Source organism: Marinobacter sediminum (assembly GCF_016820575.1).
Taxonomy (GTDB): Bacteria; Pseudomonadota; Gammaproteobacteria; order Pseudomonadales; family Oleiphilaceae; genus Marinobacter; species Marinobacter sediminum.
The window spans coordinates 307,480-327,400 of the sequence record NZ_JAEMQH010000001.1 but is presented as its reverse complement, the minus strand read 5'-3'; the positions used below and the strand labels follow the sequence as shown (position 1 = coordinate 327,400).

15 protein-coding genes are annotated in these 19,921 nt (G+C 59.1%); 8 read left to right on the top strand and 7 right to left on the bottom strand.

Translation table 11 applies throughout. The features are described 5' to 3' along the window. Nucleotides 1-148 precede the first annotated feature (148 nt). The 4 genes from FGO67_RS01485 to FGO67_RS01470 form a co-directional block, all read right to left on the bottom strand. On the bottom strand, nucleotides 149-1,462 hold the full coding sequence (locus FGO67_RS01485; protein WP_203298970.1) for an outer membrane beta-barrel protein: 1,314 nt from the start codon (nucleotides 1,460-1,462) through the stop codon (nucleotides 149-151). Nucleotides 1,463-1,634: 172 nt separating this feature from the next. Then, entirely contained in the window at nucleotides 1,635-2,105 is a 471-nt protein-coding gene (locus FGO67_RS01480; RefSeq protein ID WP_203298969.1) for a hypothetical protein, read from the bottom strand. Continuing rightward, a complete protein-coding gene (locus FGO67_RS01475; RefSeq protein WP_203298968.1) occupies nucleotides 2,102-2,794 on the bottom strand; it encodes an anti-sigma factor family protein in 693 nt (230 codons plus the stop codon). The genes FGO67_RS01480 and FGO67_RS01475 overlap by 4 nt, the downstream gene beginning before the upstream one ends. Next, entirely contained in the window at nucleotides 2,766-3,353 is a 588-nt protein-coding gene (locus FGO67_RS01470; protein WP_203298967.1) for an RNA polymerase sigma factor, read from the bottom strand. The genes FGO67_RS01475 and FGO67_RS01470 overlap by 29 nt, the downstream gene beginning before the upstream one ends. A 286-nt stretch (nucleotides 3,354-3,639) precedes the next feature. Between FGO67_RS01470 and FGO67_RS01465 the strand changes: the two genes are divergently transcribed. The 4 genes from FGO67_RS01465 to FGO67_RS01450 all read left to right on the top strand — a co-directional run bounded on the left by FGO67_RS01465 (nucleotide 3,640) and on the right by FGO67_RS01450 (nucleotide 10,466). Continuing rightward, nucleotides 3,640-6,633, top strand: a complete 2,994-nt coding sequence (locus tag FGO67_RS01465) for a hypothetical protein (protein ID WP_203298966.1) — start codon at nucleotides 3,640-3,642, stop codon at nucleotides 6,631-6,633. A 123-nt stretch (nucleotides 6,634-6,756) separates the two neighbouring features. After that, on the top strand, nucleotides 6,757-8,685 hold the full coding sequence (locus FGO67_RS01460) for a DUF1302 domain-containing protein (RefSeq protein WP_203298965.1): 1,929 nt from the start codon (nucleotides 6,757-6,759) through the stop codon (nucleotides 8,683-8,685). A 32-nt stretch (nucleotides 8,686-8,717) separates the two neighbouring features. Continuing rightward, entirely contained in the window at nucleotides 8,718-10,082 is a 1,365-nt protein-coding gene (locus FGO67_RS01455; protein WP_203298964.1) for a DUF1329 domain-containing protein, read from the top strand. 87 nt (nucleotides 10,083-10,169) lie between these two features. Continuing rightward, entirely contained in the window at nucleotides 10,170-10,466 is a 297-nt protein-coding gene (locus FGO67_RS01450) for a hypothetical protein (protein WP_203298963.1), read from the top strand. Here FGO67_RS01450 and FGO67_RS01445 read toward each other — a convergent pair. Together FGO67_RS01445 and FGO67_RS01440 are read right to left on the bottom strand one after the other, a co-directional pair. After that, entirely contained in the window at nucleotides 10,451-11,626 is a 1,176-nt protein-coding gene (locus tag FGO67_RS01445) for an acyl-CoA dehydrogenase (RefSeq protein WP_203298962.1), read from the bottom strand. The genes FGO67_RS01450 and FGO67_RS01445 overlap by 16 nt on opposite strands. A 21-nt stretch (nucleotides 11,627-11,647) precedes the next feature. Next, nucleotides 11,648-12,853: a 3-oxoadipyl-CoA thiolase gene (locus FGO67_RS01440; RefSeq protein WP_203298961.1), complete on the bottom strand. Its 1,206-nt coding sequence runs from the start codon at nucleotides 12,851-12,853 to the stop codon at nucleotides 11,648-11,650. A 277-nt stretch (nucleotides 12,854-13,130) separates the two neighbouring features. On the opposite strand from FGO67_RS01440, the gene FGO67_RS01435 reads away from it, so the two are divergent. After that, a complete protein-coding gene (locus FGO67_RS01435; protein WP_203299916.1) occupies nucleotides 13,131-14,417 on the top strand; it encodes a hypothetical protein in 1,287 nt (428 codons plus the stop codon). On the opposite strand, the gene FGO67_RS01430 is transcribed toward FGO67_RS01435, so the two are convergent. After that, nucleotides 14,403-15,332, bottom strand: coding sequence for a 2-hydroxyacid dehydrogenase (locus tag FGO67_RS01430; protein WP_203298960.1), 930 nt, complete (start codon nucleotides 15,330-15,332; stop codon nucleotides 14,403-14,405). The genes FGO67_RS01435 and FGO67_RS01430 overlap by 15 nt on opposite strands. A 318-nt stretch (nucleotides 15,333-15,650) precedes the next feature. On the opposite strand from FGO67_RS01430, the gene FGO67_RS01425 reads away from it, so the two are divergent. The 3 genes from FGO67_RS01425 (at nucleotide 15,651) to FGO67_RS01415 (ending at nucleotide 19,907) form a co-directional block, all read left to right on the top strand. Further along, nucleotides 15,651-16,445: an IclR family transcriptional regulator gene (locus tag FGO67_RS01425; protein WP_238942213.1), complete on the top strand. Its 795-nt coding sequence runs from the start codon at nucleotides 15,651-15,653 to the stop codon at nucleotides 16,443-16,445. A gap of 163 nt (nucleotides 16,446-16,608) precedes the next feature. Continuing rightward, nucleotides 16,609-18,702, top strand: a complete 2,094-nt coding sequence (locus FGO67_RS01420; RefSeq protein WP_203298958.1) for a 3-hydroxyacyl-CoA dehydrogenase NAD-binding domain-containing protein — start codon at nucleotides 16,609-16,611, stop codon at nucleotides 18,700-18,702. Nucleotides 18,703-18,722: 20 nt separating this feature from the next. Next, entirely contained in the window at nucleotides 18,723-19,907 is a 1,185-nt protein-coding gene (locus FGO67_RS01415; RefSeq protein ID WP_203298957.1) for an acetyl-CoA C-acyltransferase, read from the top strand. The last annotated feature ends 14 nt before the right edge of the window (nucleotides 19,908-19,921 follow it).

Genomic DNA, 19,921 nt, shown 5'->3' with positions numbered 1-19,921 from the left:
GGGTTGTAAAAATGATATGTAGCGTTGGTTGATGGGTAGTTGGGGTGCGCAGTGATCATCTTTGTGCAGGGGAGGGGCGGTTGTTCGACCGCCGGGGAGTTTCCAGACCCTGGCAGGACCTGGAGGTCAGTTCGGATGGCTGCTGGTGTTAGAGGCGAACGGCAACGCCCACGCTGGCGGTGTGCCGATCGTAATCGTAGCGGGCAATGTTGCTGTCGTTCTCCACCTGCTGAACATCCAGCAACAGGGAAAGCGTTCGGTTCACCCGGTATTCGCCATCAATGCCCACCGTATAGCGGTGATCCTTGCGGTTAATCACCTGCAAGCCCTCGGCCGTCTGCAGCCGGTGAGCGCTTCGGTAATAATTGAGGCGATAACCTGCCGACATGCCCAGCTCGAAGGCTGGCGTGAAGGCGTAGCCAATACCCAGTTTCAGGGTCTGACCCATTGGCGAGACGCTGTAAAACTCGGTGCCGGTGTCGAAGTTTTCCCGATCGTCGTAATCCAACCGATAGCGGACATCGCCGCGCCAGGCATCCTGTTTGGCTTTATAGCGCAGGTCCAGTCGGTAGTGCTGGCCGTCGTAGGCGTCGAGTCGGGTGTCCGCATAAACCTGTTCGGCATCCAATGAAATCGTGCAGCGAGCGGCTTCGGACCTAAGCTGGCAGGCACTGGTGACAACTTGGCCGGACAGTCGGGCCCGTTGTTCCTGGGTGCTGCCGCCCCGCCAGAGCTGGTCGCCGCCAATGCCAAGGCTGAATCGATAAGGCGCAGATGACCGTTCCCAGGCCGTGTCGAGACGAACAAGGTGGGTGTTGAAATCCTGTTCGTCAGCGTACTGCCGACCATACAGCTGCAACTGCGCCTTCATGGCATCGTTGCCTTTGCGCAACGGGTAGCCGGAGACCACGCCGACGGATTCCAGAAAGCTGTCGTCGACACTGCTTGGAGCGGTGTCCGGGAAAAGTCCGATGTTTTCTTCATAGCCACCGGCAAGGGAAATCAGGCCCTGCCATTGGCGGGGAGGTGGCATATCGCCCAGATCTTTAAGTTGGGCGCGTGCCAGTTTGCCGAGTTTGTCTTCGGCGCCTTCAATGGCGGCATTGCGGAAGGCGGCACGGGCTTTACGAGGGTTGTCCTGGGCCAGCGCTACCAAGCCCATGTTATAGAAGGCGAGTCCGCGTTGTTTGGTGTCCAGGAGTTGGCGAAACTTGTTCTCCGCCAGGTCATACTCGCCCAGCTTGTAATAGAGCACACCGAGGTTGTAGGTCAGGGCTCGGGAATCAAGCTTGGTTGCGGCGGCCTCCAGGAGCTTCCGGGCCTGCTCAAGATTGTTGTTCTGAAAGGCGGTGATGCCCGCTCGCATCTGCTGTTTGGCTGTCGAGGTTTCGGTGTCGGCAATGGCTGTTCCTTGCGCGAGTAGGCACAGCATCAACAGCAGCAAAGAAAGTCGAGACAACAAGCGGATTTCCCTCGAAGCTGGAAAAGGTTAAGCACATCGAACGTCCCATGTCTCTGGCACGAAAGGTTTAACCTAGCACACTAAGGGATAAATCACATAGCAATAGGGAAGAGTACGTAAACGGCTCCGTTACGCATCCGGGGAGCTTGCTGAGGTATTGGGCAAGCTCTTTTTATTGGCCGGTAACGCCGTCGATAGTGGAGGTGCCGTCTTTCAGCAGATCCAGGTCGGTATCCGGCAGTTCGCCAATAGGCAGACCCGGCTCAGGCATGTCGCCTCCAGGCAGGTCTACCCCCGGCAATTCAATGCCCGGTTGTTCAAGCTCAGATTCACCCGGCAGCTCAACGCCCAGAGCATCTCGTGTTTCTCGGGCTTGCAGCGAGAGGCTCTCGGACAGCTCTTGGGCTTCCGTTGAGAGCTCGCTTGCATCCAGGGTCTCGAAGCCTTCATTACTTTCCAGCTCGGTGACCGAATCCGGAATCTGCATTTCCTGCACAAACGAGGAATCAAGCTCTTCATCATCCGCAACCATGCGCATGGTGATGTCGAGATCCGATTGTGCCGCCGCCAACCCCGGCGCCAACAGCAGTCCCATCAAGAGGGCTTTGGTGAGCAGTGAAGTCTGTATCTTCCATGCTGTCATGACGATGGCTCCATTGGTTTGCCAATGTCAGTTTTAAAGGTCTTTCTCTTTTCGCCATCGCCCAGGTGGGCAACGAGCGTCCCTTCGCCCGGGAAGAGCACGTTCACCGGCAGTGCCAGCAGATTGTCTCCGGGTTTCAGGTTCACTTTCCAGCTCACCTTATGGCGCCCAGGGAACGGAGTGAGCTCCATGTTGGGCGGCAATTCAAGAGTAAGCGTTACATTCTCAACCGCTTGCGCAGACGTAAAAGCCACACGGACCGTCTGCTGTTGCGGGCTGGCTATTTCTTTCGATGCGGGCAGCGCGCTGTCGGCCACCTCGGTATCTACACCTGCTGGCGGCGCCGAAAACTGGCTGCCAATAAAGACGCCCACCGCCAGTGCCGCTGCAATCGCGCCGCCCCAGACAGGGGCATGGCCGGATTTTCTGGTTCGCCCGGTCGCCTGGTTCAGGATGCGCGATTCAAAGTCGCTGTCAGGTTCGGGCGCACGATCACCAGCCAGCTGTTCGGCAATGTACTGCGCGGTGGCCAGGGCCATAGCGCAATCGTTGCACGATGCTGCGTGGTCGCGCAGGGTGCGTTCGGTCGTTTCAGACACCTCGCCAGCGGCCAGGGCATCAACATTATCTTTAAAGTCGCTGCAGTTCATCGCATTCACCTCACTGACATCCACGTCTCGGTGTCTCAAAAGGTTCCAATTCCCTTTGCAATTTTTCGCGCAGTTGAGCACGTACTCGATGAAGTCTGGATTTGATGGTTCCCAGAGGTACGCCCAAAACTTCGGCAATGTCTTCCTGGCGCCATCCCTCGGAGTCGTGCATGAGCAAGAGGGTTCGCTGGTCGGGCTGTAATTCACTGATCATCCGACGGAGCAGGGTGCTCTGCCGATCGTTATCAGTGTGGCTCATGGGGTCCAATTCATTGCCGGGCAGTGATTCGAGGAACGTGGTCTGCTGGTCTGGCCGATCCAGGGCGCTGGCGCTGGTTTCACGGCCAGTCGGACGTTTGCGCAGGGTATCCACAAAGTGGCGGTACAACACTCGGTGCAGCCAGGGTCGCAGCTCTTCCACTTGCTCAAGCTCGTCCACTTTTGGGAACAGTTTGGTCACGACATCCTGCACGAGGTCTTCTGCATCGTGCTGGTTGCCCGTCAATCGAAAGGCAAACGTATGCAAGGTTCGAAGGTGTGGGTGGACCAGGCGCTCGAAGCGTTTTGACTTGGACTGGCGAAAAGGAAGCAAGGCCAAACGTGTACCCCTGATGATGCCCGTGCTTGGGCAGCATGCTGTAGAAAACTGATGTTGTTGCTATTAGTAGCGCCGAGTTTACCAGTGTGGGCACTTCAGGGGTATGCCGAAACTGCAAAAAAAAACCCTCGGTAGAACCGTTCGGACACACTTCAGTACAAAAAAATACGAGATTTCCCGTAAAAAATCCGACTAAGGTTGGAACCATTGCAATTAGACCTACGTGGAAGGATCCCAAAGGCGAAGGATCCGCTGAACTACAAAAAACCCTAAAAGGTGATTGAGTATGTTTATCCGCAACGTGTTGTTCACTGCCGTGTCGGCAGCCACGCTAGGTTTGACAGGCTGTCTTGACAGCGGTGGTCAAACAAATAAGAACGCCAACCCCCAGTACACAATCAACGGCAGCCTTACCGTTAAAGGCACTCACCCACTGTTTGATCCGCTGAAAACCGAATTTGTCATTCCAAGCGATGCGCTGTTTGGCCTGAGTGAAGTCAACGACGGCACCATGCTGAACGGAACCGACCCGGCCAACCCGGTGACTCAGGGTATCGGGTTTCTGGATGGGGCCTCTGTTCTTGCTCCGATCGACATTAAAATCAGCGCCAGTCTCGACAGCCAGCAAACGCTGGATGCTCAGGGCTTCGTTGAGGTTGATGGCAAAGTGGTGCCGAATCCGAACCAGAATGTGTTCCTGATCCCCGTCGAGTACGCCAGTGGCGATGCCGTCAAGGCGCTGAATGCCGAAGCACCGGGCCTGACCCCGGCTGCCCGTTATCGGGAAGCCCTGCGTCTTGAAGAAGCGGGTAACACGGCTGAAGCCGACGCCATCTTCAGCGACCTGCTGACTGAAAAGGTCCGGGTTGAGTTGCTGGATATCGATGGTGGCCAGAACAACCTGATCCGGGTCCTGCCGCTGACCCCGCTGGCCGCCAAGACCCAGTATGTGCTGGCTGTGACCAACGACATTGTGGACGCCAACGGAGAACCGCTGGTCGGCTCCCCCACTTACCAATCCGTTGCTGATCCGGACCGGATTTTGTCGAATGGCGCATTCGCACCGTTCCGCGATGCCATGCTGCCGGCCCGTAAGCTGGCGGCGGACTACTTCGACTTCAAACGTGAATTCGCTGAGTCCGCCGACTTCGGTGCCACCTTCGCGGACGTGCCTTACGCCACCACCATCACCACCACGGCGGTTGAAGACGTGCTGTTGGCCAACGCGGCCCCAGTCACCTTCTTCCGATCTTCCCTGCAGATTTCCCAGCGTCAGGAAGAGCTGGTGAAGCTGGTTAACGGCTTCTATAACCTGAGCGATCAGCCCCTGGCTGAGGGCGCAAGCACTGCCGAGGCGAACCTGAACTCTGCGATTTTCGCGACGCTGACCGATACCTCGTTCCGTCTGTACGACGAGGCGCTCGCCACCATCCTCACCGATGCCAACACCAGTGGTACGGCCGTGGAGTACAGCGACGTCGTGGCGGATGAAGACGCTGACCGTCGCCTGGCTCACGCCATTCAGGTTGCGACCGCTATGGCCACCGACGCCAATATCGATGTCGAAGCGGACGCGACGGCCATGGCCACCGCGGCCGATGCTGTGCTGGATTCCCCCAAGCCGCGTTCGGTGACCATTTTCAGTGAGAAAGAGGGCGGGGATGTGAATCCGGCTCTGCGCCAGAGTGTTGGTCTGGGAGGGCTCGCGGTCGACCTGGATATTCGCGTTTATGAGGGCGAGATCACGCTGCCCTATTATCAGGCCCTGCCGGAAGAAGGCAGTGGTGATGTCCTGAAGACGTCTAGCTGGCAGTCGGCTGATTTCTCCGGAGAGGAGAGCCTGGATGCGGCACCGTCTGATCGTATTTCCTACCGTTTCCCGTTCGCCGGCAAAACCGCTGATACTTCGGTTCCGATCGTGGTTGCAGCGCCAGAGGACACCCAGGCAACGCCGGCTGGCGGATTCCCGGTCATTATCTATCAGCATGCGGCCACCACGGACCGCTCTGCGATCCTGCCATTGGCCACGGCCGCGGGTCTTACCTGTATTGCTGAGGCGGCTGATGATTGCTTCGTAACCATTGGTATTGACCAACCGCTGCACGGCATTTTCGATACCGGCATTGTCGGGCTCACGCCCATCAGCTCGCAGGACGGAGCTTCAGCCGAGGCTACAGAGCGTCACTTCGGCTTTGCTGCCGACGCAGATCTGAATGCAGTTGCGGCCGCAGAACTTGAAGCTCCCGAGTCTGGCAGCCTGTTCCTGAACTTTGCCAACTACGCCAATACCCGTGACAACATGCGCCAGGGCGCTCTGGACCTGCTTAATGTCAATGCGTCGCTGCAAGCCATTGAGGATGCCATCAATGACTGTGGTCCCTGCACCAACGGTCTGCAGATCAACACCGACCGAGTCTACTTTGTAACCCACTCCCTGAGCGGCATGGGCGGCGCGGCCGTGCCCTACGTGACCAACGTTGCTGCTGCCGACAACGCCAACCTGAACCCGATCACGGCGTCCAATTTCTTCAATACTGGCGGTGGCTTCACGCGCCTGGTGGAGAACTCCCAATCCGTGGCGCCCCGTGTATTGCCTGGCCTGGATGACGCCTCCGACGGCATCCTGACCCAGGGCCGGACCGAGTTGAACATCTACTTCAACGTGTTCCAGGGCTTGCTGGATTCCGCCGATCCGACCGCCTTTGCGCCGCTGTATAAAGATGAGCGCGTGTTGCTGACCGAGATTGTCGGGGTTCCAGACGACGCCGACCGTCCGACCGATGACACGATTCCAAATGCGGCGGATGCGGTTGAATACCTGCTTGGGCCGCTGGCGACCACCATTCCGGAAACCGGTTTCGTGATTGAGGGCGAGAATATGCCTCTGGCGGGCACGGATCCGTTGGCGGCTGCGATGAATGCTGAATCCACGCCGGATGCCGGTGCAACCCTTCCGCTGATCACTCGGTACCTCGAAGGTTCCCACGGGAATCCGATTTCCGCCGGTCAGAAGGGCGCGGACGCCTTCTCTTCAAGTGCGGTGTTCTCCGAAATGACTGCACAGATGCTGGAACTGTTCACCCAGGATGGCGAGGACAACCTGACCGTTGACAACCCCTGTGTGGTCAAGGGCGCAGACACTTCTGGCACCGACTGCTCCGCCGAGGGCAACAGCGATGCCGGTGACGGCAGCGATGGCGGCTCTGGTGGCGATTCAGGTGGCGATGGTGACACCGGTGGCGGTGCCGGCGACATCATCGGAGATATCTTCGGCGCCTAATTACAGGGAGTGGCCCGTACCATGGGGCCACCTTACCCCGGAAACCATTCGAAACCCAGTAAATCAGGGCGTTAGCCTCGCCATATGGGGGAGGCTTTGCCCAAAACTTGCGGAGCAAGCGCAATGACAACAAAAAACTCCAAGCTGCCCAAATCGATTCGCCTGGCAGTGGCTGTGAAACTGGCCTGCCTTTCGGCCTCGGCAGCAGCCTTCGATTTCAGCATCTACGAGATTGATGCCTCCTTCAGCACCACGCTGACCGTAGGTACCGCCTACCGTTTGGAAAATCAGGACAAAAGCCTGATCACCCAGGGTAACCTGGGCCCGGAATTCGCGTTCAGCAACGAAGGTGCGTCGTCCAACAACTTCGACGACGGTAACCTGAACTTTGAGAAGAACGAGCCCTACTCCACGATCGCCCGGGGTCGCAGTGAGCTGTTCCTGGACTACGCGCCAGACAGCGACACCCTGACCCGGGTCGGTGCCTTGGCCCGTGCCAGCTACTACTACGACTTCGAGCTCAAGGATAACCCGCGTGCAACGGACCCGGTGGGCCAGCAGCGTGAGCTGAACCCCGAGGCAAAAGACAATGCTTCCGGCGTTGATCTGCTGGATGCCTACGTGTTCACCGACTGGTACTTCGGCGATACCCCGGTATCCATCCGTTACGGCCGTCAGGTGGTCAACTGGGGTGAAAGTACCTTCATCCTGGGTGGTATCAACGCTGTCAGCCCGATCGACGTGCCGGCGTTCCGTGCCCCAGGTGCCGAGCTGAAAGACGTACTGCTGCCGGTTGAGATGCTCTACACCTCAGCGGGTGTGACTGAAGAAATTACCGTTGAAGCCTTTGTTCAGACCGATTGGGAGCCGTTCCGCATCGACGATTGCGGCACCTTCTTCTCGTCTGCCGACGTAGCGGCCGACGGCTGTGGCCCGGTACTGCTGGCCGGTCAGGTGCCGGATTCCCAGGCCTTCGAAGAAGGCTTTATCGCGCCCCGCATTGGCGATAAAGAGCCCGGCGATAAGGACCAGTTCGGTGTCGCGGCACGCTACTTTGCCACGGATTTGAACGCTGAGTTCGGTGTGTACTACACCCGTTACCACAGCCGCCTGCCGTACATCAGTGGTGTGGTGAACAACCCGTCGGATGCGGACGAAACCCAGCAGTTTGATCCGAGCAAGCCTGCATCCCGGTTCCCGAGCTACTTCATCGAGTATCCCAAGGGTATCGACCTCTACGGCGTGAGCATCAACACCACGCTGCCCACCGGCACTTCGCTCGGCGCGGAGTACAGCTACCGTCCGAACATGCCGATCCAGTGGAACACCTTTGAGCTGATCTACGGTGGCCTGCAGCAGCGCGGTCCCGATGGCCAGATCATCAGTAAGCTGGAACAGCGCCGGGCCGATAAAGGTGGTACCTACGCAGGTACCGCGGTTGATGGCTACGACCGTTACGGCGTGTCCCAGGCTCAGGCCACCGCAATCCACTTCATTGACCGTGTCATGGGTGCAGCCCGCTTCATCATCGTGGCGGAAGTCGGTGCGACCTATGTACACGACCTGGCGGATAAGTCTGAGGCCCGCTACGGCCGCTCTGGTATCTACGGTGTGGGTCCGGTACCGCTGGAAGGTGAGAACTTCACCGGCGATTTCTGTAGCAGTGGCCCTGACAACGGTAACCAGGACGATCCGACCCGCGCGTCTGGCGATCCGACCCGCCTGAATATCAATCCGACCAACTGTGGCGGCGACGGCTTCACGACCTCGTTCTCCTGGGGTTACCGGACCCTGTTTGTCTGGGATTACCCGGATGCCGTGGCCGGTATCAACATGCGTCCAAGGCTGTTCTGGAGCCACGACGTGAAAGGTTACGCGCCGGATCCAGGCGGCAACTTCAAGGAAGGCAACAAGTCGATTGGTCTGGGGCTCGAGGCCACTTACCAGAACGCTTACAAAGCCAACATCAGTTACACCAACTATTTTGGCGGCGATTACAACGAGACCAACGATCGTGATTTCATCGCGGCCTCCGTCTCTTACTCATTCTAAGCAACCAACGACTCGTAAAAGGAGTTAACTCGATGAGCACCATGAGAACCCTAATGTACGGCGCTGTGGCCAGCGCCCTGCTGACCTCGGGATCCGCCCTCGCGGCGGTCTCGGCCGAGGAAGCGGCCAAGCTTGGCGATACGCTGACAAAAATCGGCGCCACCAAGGCCGGTAACGGTGATGAAATTCCGGCCTGGGATGGTGGTTTGACCCAGCCGCCTGCGGGCTTTAACCCGGACGACGGTCGCTATGTAGATCCGTTCCCTGAGGACAAGGAGCTGTTCCGCATTGATCAGAGCAACGTGAATGAGTACTCGGAGAACCTGACTCCGGGCCAGGTCGCGATGATCAAGACCTACGATGACTACTTCATTCCGGTCTATCAGACTCGTCGTACCGCGACTTATCCTGAAAAGGTCATGCAGCAGACGATTGAAAATGCCACTCAGGTTGAGTTGGTGGAAAGCGGTAACGGTATGAAGAATTACCAGACCGCGACCCCATTCCCGATTCCCCAGAACGGTTTGGAAGTCATTTTCAACCATCTCACTCGCTACCGTGGTGGTTCGATCGACCGTAACGTGGCCCAGGTTACTCCGCAGCCCAACGGTGACTTCAGCGCGGTGAAATTCACCGAGTCATTCACTGAGCGGGTCGCGCTCTCTGATTACGATCCGTCTGATGATCCGAACGTGATGTTCTACTTCAAGCAGGGGATCACTGCGCCGTCACGTCTGGCCGGTAACGTTCTGCTGGTACACGAGACCATCAACCAGGTTAAAGAGCCGCGCCGGGCGTGGTTGTACAACTCCGGTCAGCGTCGCGTTCGCCGTGCGCCGAACGTCGCCTACGATGGCCCGGGTACTGCGGCTGACGGTCAGCGTACCGCTGATAACCTCGACCTCTACAACGGTGCGCCGGACAAGTACAACTGGGAGCTGGTCGGTAAGAAAGAGATCTACATCCCGTACAACTCCTACCGTGCGGCCAGTGGCGAGCTGAGCTACGACGACATCGTCAAGCCGGGTCACGTTGACCAGAGCCTGACTCGTTACGAGCTGCACCGTGTATGGCACGTCAAGGCGACCTTGAAGGAAGAAGAGCGTCACGTATACGAGCAGCGCGACTTCTACATTGACGAAGACTCCTGGCAGATCTCGCTGATCGACCACTACGACGGCCGTGGCAACCTGTGGCGCGTAGCTGAGGCGCACACGATGCAGATGTACGACGTCAATATCCCGGCCTATGCCTTTGAATCCCTGTACGACCTGCTGTCCGGTCGCTACCTGTTGATGGGCTTGACCAACGAGGAAGATAAACCCTACGTATACGGCACTGAGCGTAGCTCGCGGGAGTACACCCCTGCGGCACTGCGCCGCTCTGGCGTGCGTTAATGGCGTACTGATAGTGACTGACCCCGGCAGCGGTTTCCGCTCCCGGGGTTTGTCCGTTAACGGAGGTACTAAACGATGATTGGAATCATGGATAACCGACCGTTGTTCGAAGTCGAAAAACGCCTGCTGCCTCGGGAAGGGGGGTGGCTGGTGAAGACCCGGGAAATTCCGGAGCTTGGTCCCTATCGGTCACGACTGGAGGCGATTGAGGCGCTCTACCGTCACGTGACGATTTGTACTGGGGTATTAAGAAAGGAAAAGCCGGAGCGAGCCCGGCAGTTTGTGCAGCATTCAATCACCGAGTGCAAAGAGCCAGACTGCGAGCTGTGTAACGCCCTGCTGGCTCTTGCACCCGATGCGAACGTGGTTCAGCTGAAGGCCTGAATGCCGGTCTGGCCACGGCCCAGGATCAGGGCGTGAACGTCGTGAGTGCCTTCGTAGGTATTGACGGCCTCAAGGTTCATCACGTGACGAATGACGTGGTATTCGTCGGCAATGCCGTTGCCGCCGTGCATGTCACGGGCAACCCGCGCAATGTCCAGGGACTTCCCACAGTTGTTGCGCTTGAGCAGTGAGATGGCGTCGGGCGTGGCGGTGCCATCGTCCATCATCCGGCCCAGCTGCAGTGCAGCCTGCAGGCCCAGGGTGATTTCCGTCTGCATGTCGACCAGCTTTTTCTGAATCAGCTGGTTGGCCGCCAGCGGCTTACCGAACTGGATGCGCTCCAGGGTGTAGCTGCGAGCCGCGTGCCAGCAGAATTCAGCCGCACCCAAAGAACCCCAGCTGATGCCAAAACGGGCTTTGTTCAGGCAGCTGAACGGACCTTTCAGGCCTTCCACATCCAGCTTGTTCTCGTCGGGAACAAACACCTCGTCCATAAAGATGGAGCCGGTTTCTGAGGCTCGCAGGGAGAATTTACCCGGAATCTTGGGTGTCTCCAGCCCCTTGGCGCCATCGCGCTCGATCACAAAGCCGGTTACCTTGCCATCAAGCTTGGCCCAGACCACGAATACGTCAGCAATGGGAGAGTTGGTGATCCAGGTTTTGGAACCGCTCACCAGGTAGCCGCCATCAACTTTCTTGGCACGGGTTTCCATGCCAGCGGGGTCGGAGCCATGGTTGGGCTCGGTCAGGCCGAAGCACCCAACCCGCTCGCCGGACGCCAGCTTGGGCAGGATGCGCTTTTTCAGGGCTTCCTGACCGAAGGTGTAGATCGGGTGCATCACCAGCGACGACTGCACGCTCAAAGCGGAGCGATACGCAGAATCAACCCGCTCGACTTCACGGGCAATCAGGCCATAGCACACGTGGTTCAGGCCCGGGCCGCCGTACTCTTCCGGCAAGGTGGCGCCGAGCATGCCCAGCTCGCCCATCTGGTTGAAGATGGTGCGATCGAAGGTTTCGTGCCGGTTAGCCTCGATAATGCCGGGCATCAGGCGTTGGTCACAAAAGCTGCGGATGCTGTCGCGAACCTGGCGTTCGGTCTCATCCAGTTGCTTGTCGAATTGCAGCAGGTCATCCCAAGGTGCAGAAGCCAGAGCCATGGTGTTTCTCCTCAGTAAAATTCAGTGGTTAACGCGTTCGATAACAGCAGCAATGCCCTGGCCAACGCCAATGCACATGCTGATCAACGCGTAGCGCCCGCCGCTGCGTTCAAGCTGACGGGTGGCGGTGAGAGCGATACGAGCGCCGGACGCACCCAGTGGGTGGCCCACTGCAATGGCGCCGCCGTTCGGATTCAGTCGAGAATCGGTTGGATCAATGCCCAGCCGGGTGGTGCAGCCAAGAACTTGTGCAGCAAAGGCCTCGTTGATTTCGATAACGTCCATATCCTTGAGCGTCAGACCGGCACGGGCCAGGGCTTTCTCACTGGCGGGTACCGGGCCATAACCCATGACCTCGGGCGAGACGCCGGCGATGGCCGACGACACAATGCGGGCCCGGGGCTGGATGCCGGCACGCTCGCCGGCCTCAAGAGAACCGATGATCAGGGCCGCGGCGCCGTCGTTGATACCCGAGGCATTGCCGGCGGTTACTACGCCACCCTCAAACAGAGGACGCAGGCCAGACAGGGCTTCCGCCGTGGACTGTGGCCGCGGATGCTCGTCAGTGCTGACGGTCAGCGCCGGTTTCTTGCGGCCCTGGGGCACCTCAATGGGCAGGATTTCGTTGTCGTAGAAGCCATCGGCGCGGGCAGCTTCAAACCGGGCCTGGCTCTGGGCGGCGAACTGGTCCACCAGTTCCCGGTCCAGATTCAGTTCCCGGGCAATGTTATCGGCAGTTTCCGGCATGCTGTCGGAGCCGAAGTCGGCTTCGATGCGCGGGTTCGGGAAACGGGCACCAATAGTGCTGTCAAAAGCCCGGAAGTCGCGGCTGAAAGGCGACTCGCTCTTGGCCATGACAAACGGCGCCCGGCTCATGCTCTCGGCGCCTCCGGCGACAAACAGGTCGCCTTCGCCGCAGCGGATGGCGCGGGCAGAATCGATGATGGCGGCAAGGCCGGAGCCGCACAAGCGGTTCACCGTCAGGCCGCCGGTCTCGACCGGCAGGCCAGCCAGCAAGCCGGCGTGACGGGCCAGGTTGCGGGCGTCTTCTCCAGCCTGGTTGGTGCAGCCGGCAATCACATCTTCATAGGCGTCGAGTGCGAAAGCGTTGCGCTCCACCAGGGCTTTGATCACGCTGGCAAGAAGGTCATCAGGGCGAACTTTGGCCAGGGCACCGGCGTGACGGCCGAAAGCGGTTCTTAGGCCATCGTAGATGTACGCGCTCATGGCGGCTTCCTCTATTTAAAGCGACTGTATGTCATTGTGGGCGGACCAGCCTGACTAAGATAGTGGTCGGGCAATCCGCGTAATTTATGCTAGTATAGTTTCATTCAGCGAAACAGAGTTTTGTAATGAGTTGCGAAAAGACTAATCCGGGTGTGTTTAAAATGCAAGCAGTCAACAAGCTTCCGGCGCCGGGTTCGGTGTGACGAGCTCAGAATTCCGTGTAAAAGGTATTGAGCACTGGTTACTGACCAGTGCCGTGGCGTTGCAGTTGTTGGCCATGTGCGTGGCCAGCAAACCGCTCAGCGCGCTGGCCGGAGGACTGTTTCTGGTTGGCTTCCTGTTTGCCGGTCGGCGACTGCAGGGCTATTCCCGGGGCCTTCTTTTGGTGGCGCTGTCGGTTACGGCCTGGCTGACCTATCGCGGCCAGCTTGGGGTGCCACAACTGCTGAAGGCATCCGCCGATGCCGGCTTTTATGCCGCATTTCTGGGAAGCCTGGGCTTGATGCAGTGCCTGGTCCGGCGTTTTGAGGTGCTGCGGCAAATCCACGATGTGTTGCTCGGCGGGCGCCCACTCTGGCTGTACCCGAAATACGCGGTGGTCAGTTGTGGTGTCGCCTCGGTGCTGAATTTCGGCATGATGAATCTGCTCTGCGGCACCTTGTCCGACACCCTGCGGGAGCGGGGTATTACCGGCCAATCGCGGCTGCGCTGGCTGCGCAGTGTGCTGATCAGTGTGCTGCGGGGCTTTGCCCTGGTGCCTTTGGTGGCGCCGACCAGTGTCGCCGTTGCCATCCTGACCCGCGAGTTGCCGGCGTTGAACTGGTCAACGTTGCTGCCGTTTGGTGCTCTGGTTGCCGTGGGGCTGATCCTGCTGGGCTGGCTGCTGGAGCAGCGCCGGTTTCGCCAGGTCAGTGCCGAGCGGGTAGCCCTGGAGCGTTGGCCTGCAGGCACTTTGGGTTTGCTGGCACTGATGCTGGTGGTGTTCACCACCATGGCGGTGCTGGTGGTGCTGACCGGATTGAAGGTGTCGGCGGCAGCGATGCTGGCGGTGCCTGCGATTACGCTGTTGTACATGCTCTGGAAAGAGCGTGCGCCGGTGGCGATTGTCCGGGAGAGTGCCGGTCAGATTGTGTCCATGAGCAATGAAATGGCCATCTTCGCGGCCTCTGCCATCCTGGGCGTGGCACTCTCCAGCGTGATTCCAAGCGATTCCCTCAGCGGGCTGGCGAGTTCAGACGGTGGCGTCTTCCTGCTCGCCGCAGCCGGGTTGCTGATGCTGCCGATGCTGTCGGCGATTGGCATCATTCCAATCACGGTGCTCAGTATTCTCGCCGGATTGCTGCCGCAGCTGGTGGCTGAAGGCATGAACCCGGTGCCGGTATCAGTCGCCCTGGTGATCGGCTTCTCACTGGCCATGATGTTGTCACCCTTCGGGCCCGCGGTAATGCTGCTGTCCCGATTCGGTCAGGTGTCCCGCTGGAAAGTGGCGTTCCGTTGGAATGGCCTGTTCGTGGTCATGGCCGTACCGCTTTTGCTGATGTTTCTGGCCCTAATAGCCCCGTGACCGGTCGACCACGCCAGTGATGACCAGGCCCTGGGCGTGCGCACGGATTTTGGCGGTGATCTGTTCCAGCGTGGATTCCCGCAGTGAACGCGCCGACATGTGGGGGGTTACGATGATGTTCGGGTGCTCCCAGAAGGGATGTTCGGCGGGCAGAGGCTCCTGCCGGAACACGTCCAGCGAGGCCCGGGCTACCCGCCCTTCATCCAGGGCTTTGAGCAGGTCGTGTTCAACCAGGTGCTCGCCCCGGCCAACGTTGATAACGACCGAGTCGGGCTGGAGCTGGCTAAGTACATCGTAATTGATCAGATCCCGGGTAGCGTCCGTGAGCGGCAGGGTGTTGACCAGTACGCGGGATGCCTGCAGAAAGGGCGCCAGACCGTCGGGGCCGGCAAAGGTGGTTACGCCCGCCAACGAGTGCTCGCTGCGCGCCCAGCCATTCACCGGGTAATCCAGGCTGGCCAGGGTGTTGGCAACGCGGCTGCCAATCTGGCCCATGCCCATGACGCCAACAGGCCATTGGCTGCGTTTGATCGGCCGGTGTAGTTGCCACTGGTGCTGACTCTGCTGGGCCCGATACACCGGCATGTCGCGGCTGATTTCCAGCAGCTGGTGTAGCACGTGCTCGGCCATCTGCACCGACATGCCGGCATCCTCAAGGCGAACCACGGTCAGGTCCGCGGGCAGCTCCGGCAGTGACATCAGGCCATCAACGCCGGCTCCGAGATTAAAGATGGCTTTGAGGTGGCGCTCCCGGGCGAACAGTTCCGCCGGCGGCCGCCAGACAATGGCATAGTCTGCGTTAACCGGCTCGCCATCGGGTTGCCAGGTCACTACCTCGGCTTCCGGCAGAAGTGCCTGAATGGGTTGGGTCCAGCGTTCGGGTTTGGAGTTCCCGGCGACGAATAGCACTTTCATGAAGCCTCCGTGTTCGAAAAAGCGAAATGATCTCGTTATGCTGTTCTGCTTGGCAGAATGATATCTCGAAAAGTACCCTGGATTACGGGTGATGATTACCAAAATGGCCCGTTTGCTTGAGACATAAGGGAGTAGTGTTTCAAAACCGGCACGAATTTTGAACGTTTTTTGACGAGTTCTGTGGTACTTGATTTTACCAACGATTAAAATGCTGCATCATTTCTATTCATGGGACTTATATCCCGGATACCAGATTCAGGCGACGCTGTCGGAGGGCGCCCCTTTATGTCGAAAGCAGAATCCACCTCACCGGAACTGATGGTTGCCTCCGGTGACGGCGAGCCGGTAAAGCCGGAAAAAGACCGCAAGTTCGTGGAGGCGCTGTCCCGGGGCCTGGACGTTCTGCGCGCCTTCAGCCAGGGCTCGGTCATCCTGGGTAACCAGGATATCGCCCGGATCACCGGTCTGCCCAAGCCTACCGTTTCGCGCATGACCTACACCCTCACCAAGTTGGGATACCTGAGCTACAACGTGCAGTTGGAGAAGTACCAGCTCAGCTCCGGTGTCCTGGCCTTGGGTTACGCTTATGTGTCAAACCTGAAGGTGCGCCAGCTTGCCAAGCCGTACATGGATGAGTTTGCCCGTCAGACCAACATGTCCATAGGCCTGACCTGCCGTGATCGCCTGCACATGATCTATGTGGAGAACCGCCTGCCGCCGGAGGCCTCCCTGTTGCGCATGGACATTGGCCTGAAGCTGCCGATGGCCACCACCTCCGCTGGCCGCGCATACTACTGCGCCATCACCGATAAGGCACGTCATGTTATCGACGATGCCATGGAAGCGAAGTACGGAGCTGAAGGCTGGCTTGAAAAGAAAGAAGGGCTCGAGCGCGCCCGGGAAGATTACGAGAAGCACGGCTTCTGCCTCTCCCTGGGCGAGTGGGATCGCAACATCAACTCGGCCGGCGTGCCCATTCACCTGCAGGACGGCACCATTATGGCGCTGACCTGTGCCGCGCCATCGTACCTGGTGTCCGGTGAGAAGCTGCGTGGGTCCATCGCCCACCAGTTGGCCATGCTGGCCGGCGATATCGAATCTCTGGGCGTGTAAACGCCCCGGCTCAGAGGGCTAACGCACAAAACCGCAGAGGAAACTCTGCGGTTTTTTTGTGCCTGTTCTTTAATTGATGGTTGAAACCCCGCAAGATCTACTATTAAATCGTACTCAAGTTTCGCTTGTTAAAACTATATTCCATATTAGGCGAGGAGAGATTATGTCTGAGGTCGTAACTTATAACCGTGAAGGCACCGTTGGCGTCATTACTGTGGACTACCCACCGGTGAATGCCCTGGGCCATGCGGTTCGTTCCGGCCTGTTGGCCGCGCTGGAGCAAGGGCTGAAGGATTCCGAGGCCAAGGTGCTGTTGCTGGTGTGTGAAGGTCGTACCTTTATTGCCGGCGCGGATATTCGCGAGTTTGGCAAGCCAATTCAGGAGCCATCGCTGCCTGACGTCATGAATGTTTTCGAAAACAGTGACAAGCCTGTGGTTGCCGCGATTCATGGCACCGCCCTTGGTGGTGGTCTGGAAACGGCCCTGGGTTGTCATTACCGAATTGCCCTGAGTAGTGCCAAAGTTGGCCTGCCGGAAGTGAAGCTGGGCCTGCTGCCCGGCGCCGGTGGCACCCAGCGCCTGCCGCGCCTGACCGGCGCCCGCAAGGCCCTGGAAATGATCACCACTGGCGAGTTTGTCGGTGCCAGCGAGGCCCTGAAACTGGGTATTGTTGATGCCGTCGATGAGGGTGACGACATCAGGGCAGCCGGCCTGGCCTTTGCCAACAGCATTGCCGATGAAGGCAAGCCGGTGCGCCGGGTTCGTGATCTGACCGACAAGATCGCCGCCGATCAGGGCAGTGACGTATTTGATGAGTTCCGCGCCCAGTTGGAGAAAAAGGCCCGTGGCCTGTTCTCGCCGTTCAAGTGCGTGGATGCGGTGGAAGCCGCGGTCACCCTGCCGTTTGATGAAGGCATGAAGCGCGAGCGTGAACTGTTCGTCCAGTGCATGGATTCGCCCCAGCGCGGCGGACTGATCCACGCGTTCTTTGCCGAGCGTGAAGTATCCAAGGTGAAGGGACTGGCCAAAGACACCCCGGTGCGCGACGTTAACAGTGTCGGCATCATCGGTGCCGGTACCATGGGCGGTGGCATTGCCATGAACTTCGCCAATGTTGGCATTCCCGTCACCATCGTGGAAGTGAAACAGGAGGCCCTGGATAAGGGCTTCGCGATCATCCGCAAGAACTACGAAAACTCCGCGAAGAAAGGCCGTATCACCACCGAACAGGTGGAGGAGCGCATGGCCCTGATCACCGGCAGCCTCAGCTACGACGCCTTCAAGGACGTCGATCTGGTGATCGAGGCGGTGTTCGAGAACATGGCCATCAAGAAGGAAATCTTCGCCCAGCTGGACGCCGTGTGTAAGCCTGGCGCTATCCTGGCATCCAACACCTCCACCCTGGATATCGATGAGATCGCCTCGGCCACCAAGCGCCCGGAAGATGTCGTCGGTATGCACTTCTTCAGCCCGGCCAACGTGATGAAGCTGCTGGAGAACGTGCGTGGCAGCAAGACCTCGGATGAGGTCAAAGCCACGGTGATGGCGGTGGCCAAGAAAATCAAAAAAGTGGGTGTGCTGGTGGGCAACTGCTACGGCTTCGTTGGCAACCGCATGCTGCACAAGCGCGGTGCCGAAGCCATGGCTTTGGTTAACGAGGGTGCAACACCGCAGCAGGTGGACAAGGTGCTGACCGACCTGGGCTACCCGATGGGCCAGTTCGCCATGTCGGATCTGGCTGGCATCGACGTGGGTTATCGCATCCGCCAGGAACGCCGCAACTCCGGTGAGGACGTACCCCTGAGCTGGATGGACAAACTTGCCGAACAGGACCGCCTCGGCCAGAAGACCATGGCCGGCGTTTACCGCTACGAGGAAGGCAGCCGCAAGCCGATTCCCGATCCGGCTGTCGACGCCATCATCGCCGACTTCCGCAAGGAACAGGGCATCACTCCACGGGACATCACCGATCAGGAAATCCTTGAGCGTTGCATGTTTGTGATGATCAACGAAGGCGCCAAGATTCTGGAAGAGGGCGTCGCCGACCGGGCTCTGGACATCGATGTGGTGTGGATCTTCGGTTACGGCTTCCCGGCCTACCGGGGCGGCCCCATGTTCTGGGCCGACCAGCTGGGCCTGGATACCATCCTGAACGCGGTGGAAAAGTACCACGATGACATCGGCGGTGATCAGTGGAAGCCCTCGGCTCTGCTCAAGCGTCTGGTGGCCGAAGGTAAATCCTTCGCTGATCTCTGAACGAACTGAGGCTATCTGACATGTCTGATGCAGTTATTGTTTCCACCGCGCGCACCGGCCTGGGCAAGTCCTACCGGGGCGCCCTGAACAACACCCACAGTGTCGACCTGGCCGGCCATGTGATTGAGCACGCGGTCGCGCGTGCCGGAATCGACCCGGGTGTGGTCGAGGACGTCATCCTCGGCGCCACCTTCCACGAAGGCGCCCAGGGTAAGAATGTCGCTCGCCTGGCGGCCCTCCGGGCCGGATTGCCGGCAACCACGGCAGGCCTGTCGATCAACCGCTTCTGCAGCTCCGGGCTCCAGTCGATCGCCATCGCTGCCCAGCGCGTGGTGTCGGAAAAGGTGCCGGCCATGGTCGCCGGTGGTGTGGAATCCATCTCCCTGGTACAGAACGACAAGCTCAATAGCTTTCATGCCCGCAATGAATGGCTGATGAAGCACAAGCCTGAGTTGTACATGGCGATGATTGAAACGGCGGATATCGTGGCTCAGCGTTACCAGGTCAGCCGCGCGTCCCAGGACGAATACGCTCTGATCTCCCAGCAGCGCACCGCTGCGGCCCAGGAAGCGGGCCGGTTTGATGATGAGATCGTGCCGTTCGACGCCACCATGCTGGTCAAGAACAAGGAGACCGGTGAGATCAGTGAGCGCGACGTCACCCTGAACCGGGACGAGTGCAACCGCCCGAATACTACCCTTGAAGGCCTGCAGGGCCTGGACCCGGTTCGGGGCGAGGGTCAGTTTGTCACCGCCGGCAACGCCAGCCAGCTGTCTGACGGTGCGTCCGTATGTACGGTGATGAACAGCACCTATGCCGAGAAGAACAACATTGAGCCCATGGGCATCTTCCGCGGCTTTGCCGTGGCCGGCTGCGAGCCTGATGAAATGGGTATCGGACCGGTGTTTGCGATTCCGCGCCTGTTGGCGCGTAATGGTCTGACCATGGACGACATCGATCTGTGGGAACTGAACGAGGCGTTTGCGTCCCAGGTGGTGTATTGCCGGGATCGCCTTGGTATTCCCATGGAGAAGCTCAACGTGAACGGCGGCTCCATTGCGGTGGGGCATCCCTATGGGGTGACCGGCTCCCGGTTGACCGGACACGCCCTGATCGAAGGCAAGCGCCGCGGTGCCAAGTACGTGGTCGTTACCATGTGCGTTGGCGGTGGCCAGGGCGCAGCCGGGCTGTTCGAAGTGGTGTAAGCGCAATCTCATTA

What these genes read in the sequence shown, in the direction of transcription:
- FGO67_RS01480 (WP_203298969.1), bottom strand. Translation starts at nt 2,105, where the DNA reads ATGACAGCATGGAAGATACAGACTTCACTGCTCACCAAAGCCCTCTTG.
- FGO67_RS01465 (WP_203298966.1), top strand. Translation starts at nt 3,640, where the DNA reads ATGTTTATCCGCAACGTGTTGTTCACTGCCGTGTCGGCAGCCACGCTA.
- FGO67_RS01460 (WP_203298965.1), top strand. Translation starts at nt 6,757, where the DNA reads ATGACAACAAAAAACTCCAAGCTGCCCAAATCGATTCGCCTGGCAGTG.
- FGO67_RS01455 (WP_203298964.1), top strand. Translation starts at nt 8,718, where the DNA reads ATGAGCACCATGAGAACCCTAATGTACGGCGCTGTGGCCAGCGCCCTG.
- FGO67_RS01450 (WP_203298963.1), top strand. Translation starts at nt 10,170, where the DNA reads ATGGATAACCGACCGTTGTTCGAAGTCGAAAAACGCCTGCTGCCTCGG.
- FGO67_RS01445 (WP_203298962.1), bottom strand. Translation starts at nt 11,626, where the DNA reads ATGGCTCTGGCTTCTGCACCTTGGGATGACCTGCTGCAATTCGACAAG.
- FGO67_RS01440 (WP_203298961.1), bottom strand. Translation starts at nt 12,853, where the DNA reads ATGAGCGCGTACATCTACGATGGCCTAAGAACCGCTTTCGGCCGTCAC.
- FGO67_RS01435 (WP_203299916.1), top strand. Translation starts at nt 13,131, where the DNA reads ATGTGCGTGGCCAGCAAACCGCTCAGCGCGCTGGCCGGAGGACTGTTT.
- FGO67_RS01430 (WP_203298960.1), bottom strand. Translation starts at nt 15,332, where the DNA reads ATGAAAGTGCTATTCGTCGCCGGGAACTCCAAACCCGAACGCTGGACC.
- FGO67_RS01425 (WP_238942213.1), top strand. Translation starts at nt 15,651, where the DNA reads ATGGTTGCCTCCGGTGACGGCGAGCCGGTAAAGCCGGAAAAAGACCGC.
- FGO67_RS01420 (WP_203298958.1), top strand. Translation starts at nt 16,609, where the DNA reads ATGTCTGAGGTCGTAACTTATAACCGTGAAGGCACCGTTGGCGTCATT.
- FGO67_RS01415 (WP_203298957.1), top strand. Translation starts at nt 18,723, where the DNA reads ATGTCTGATGCAGTTATTGTTTCCACCGCGCGCACCGGCCTGGGCAAG.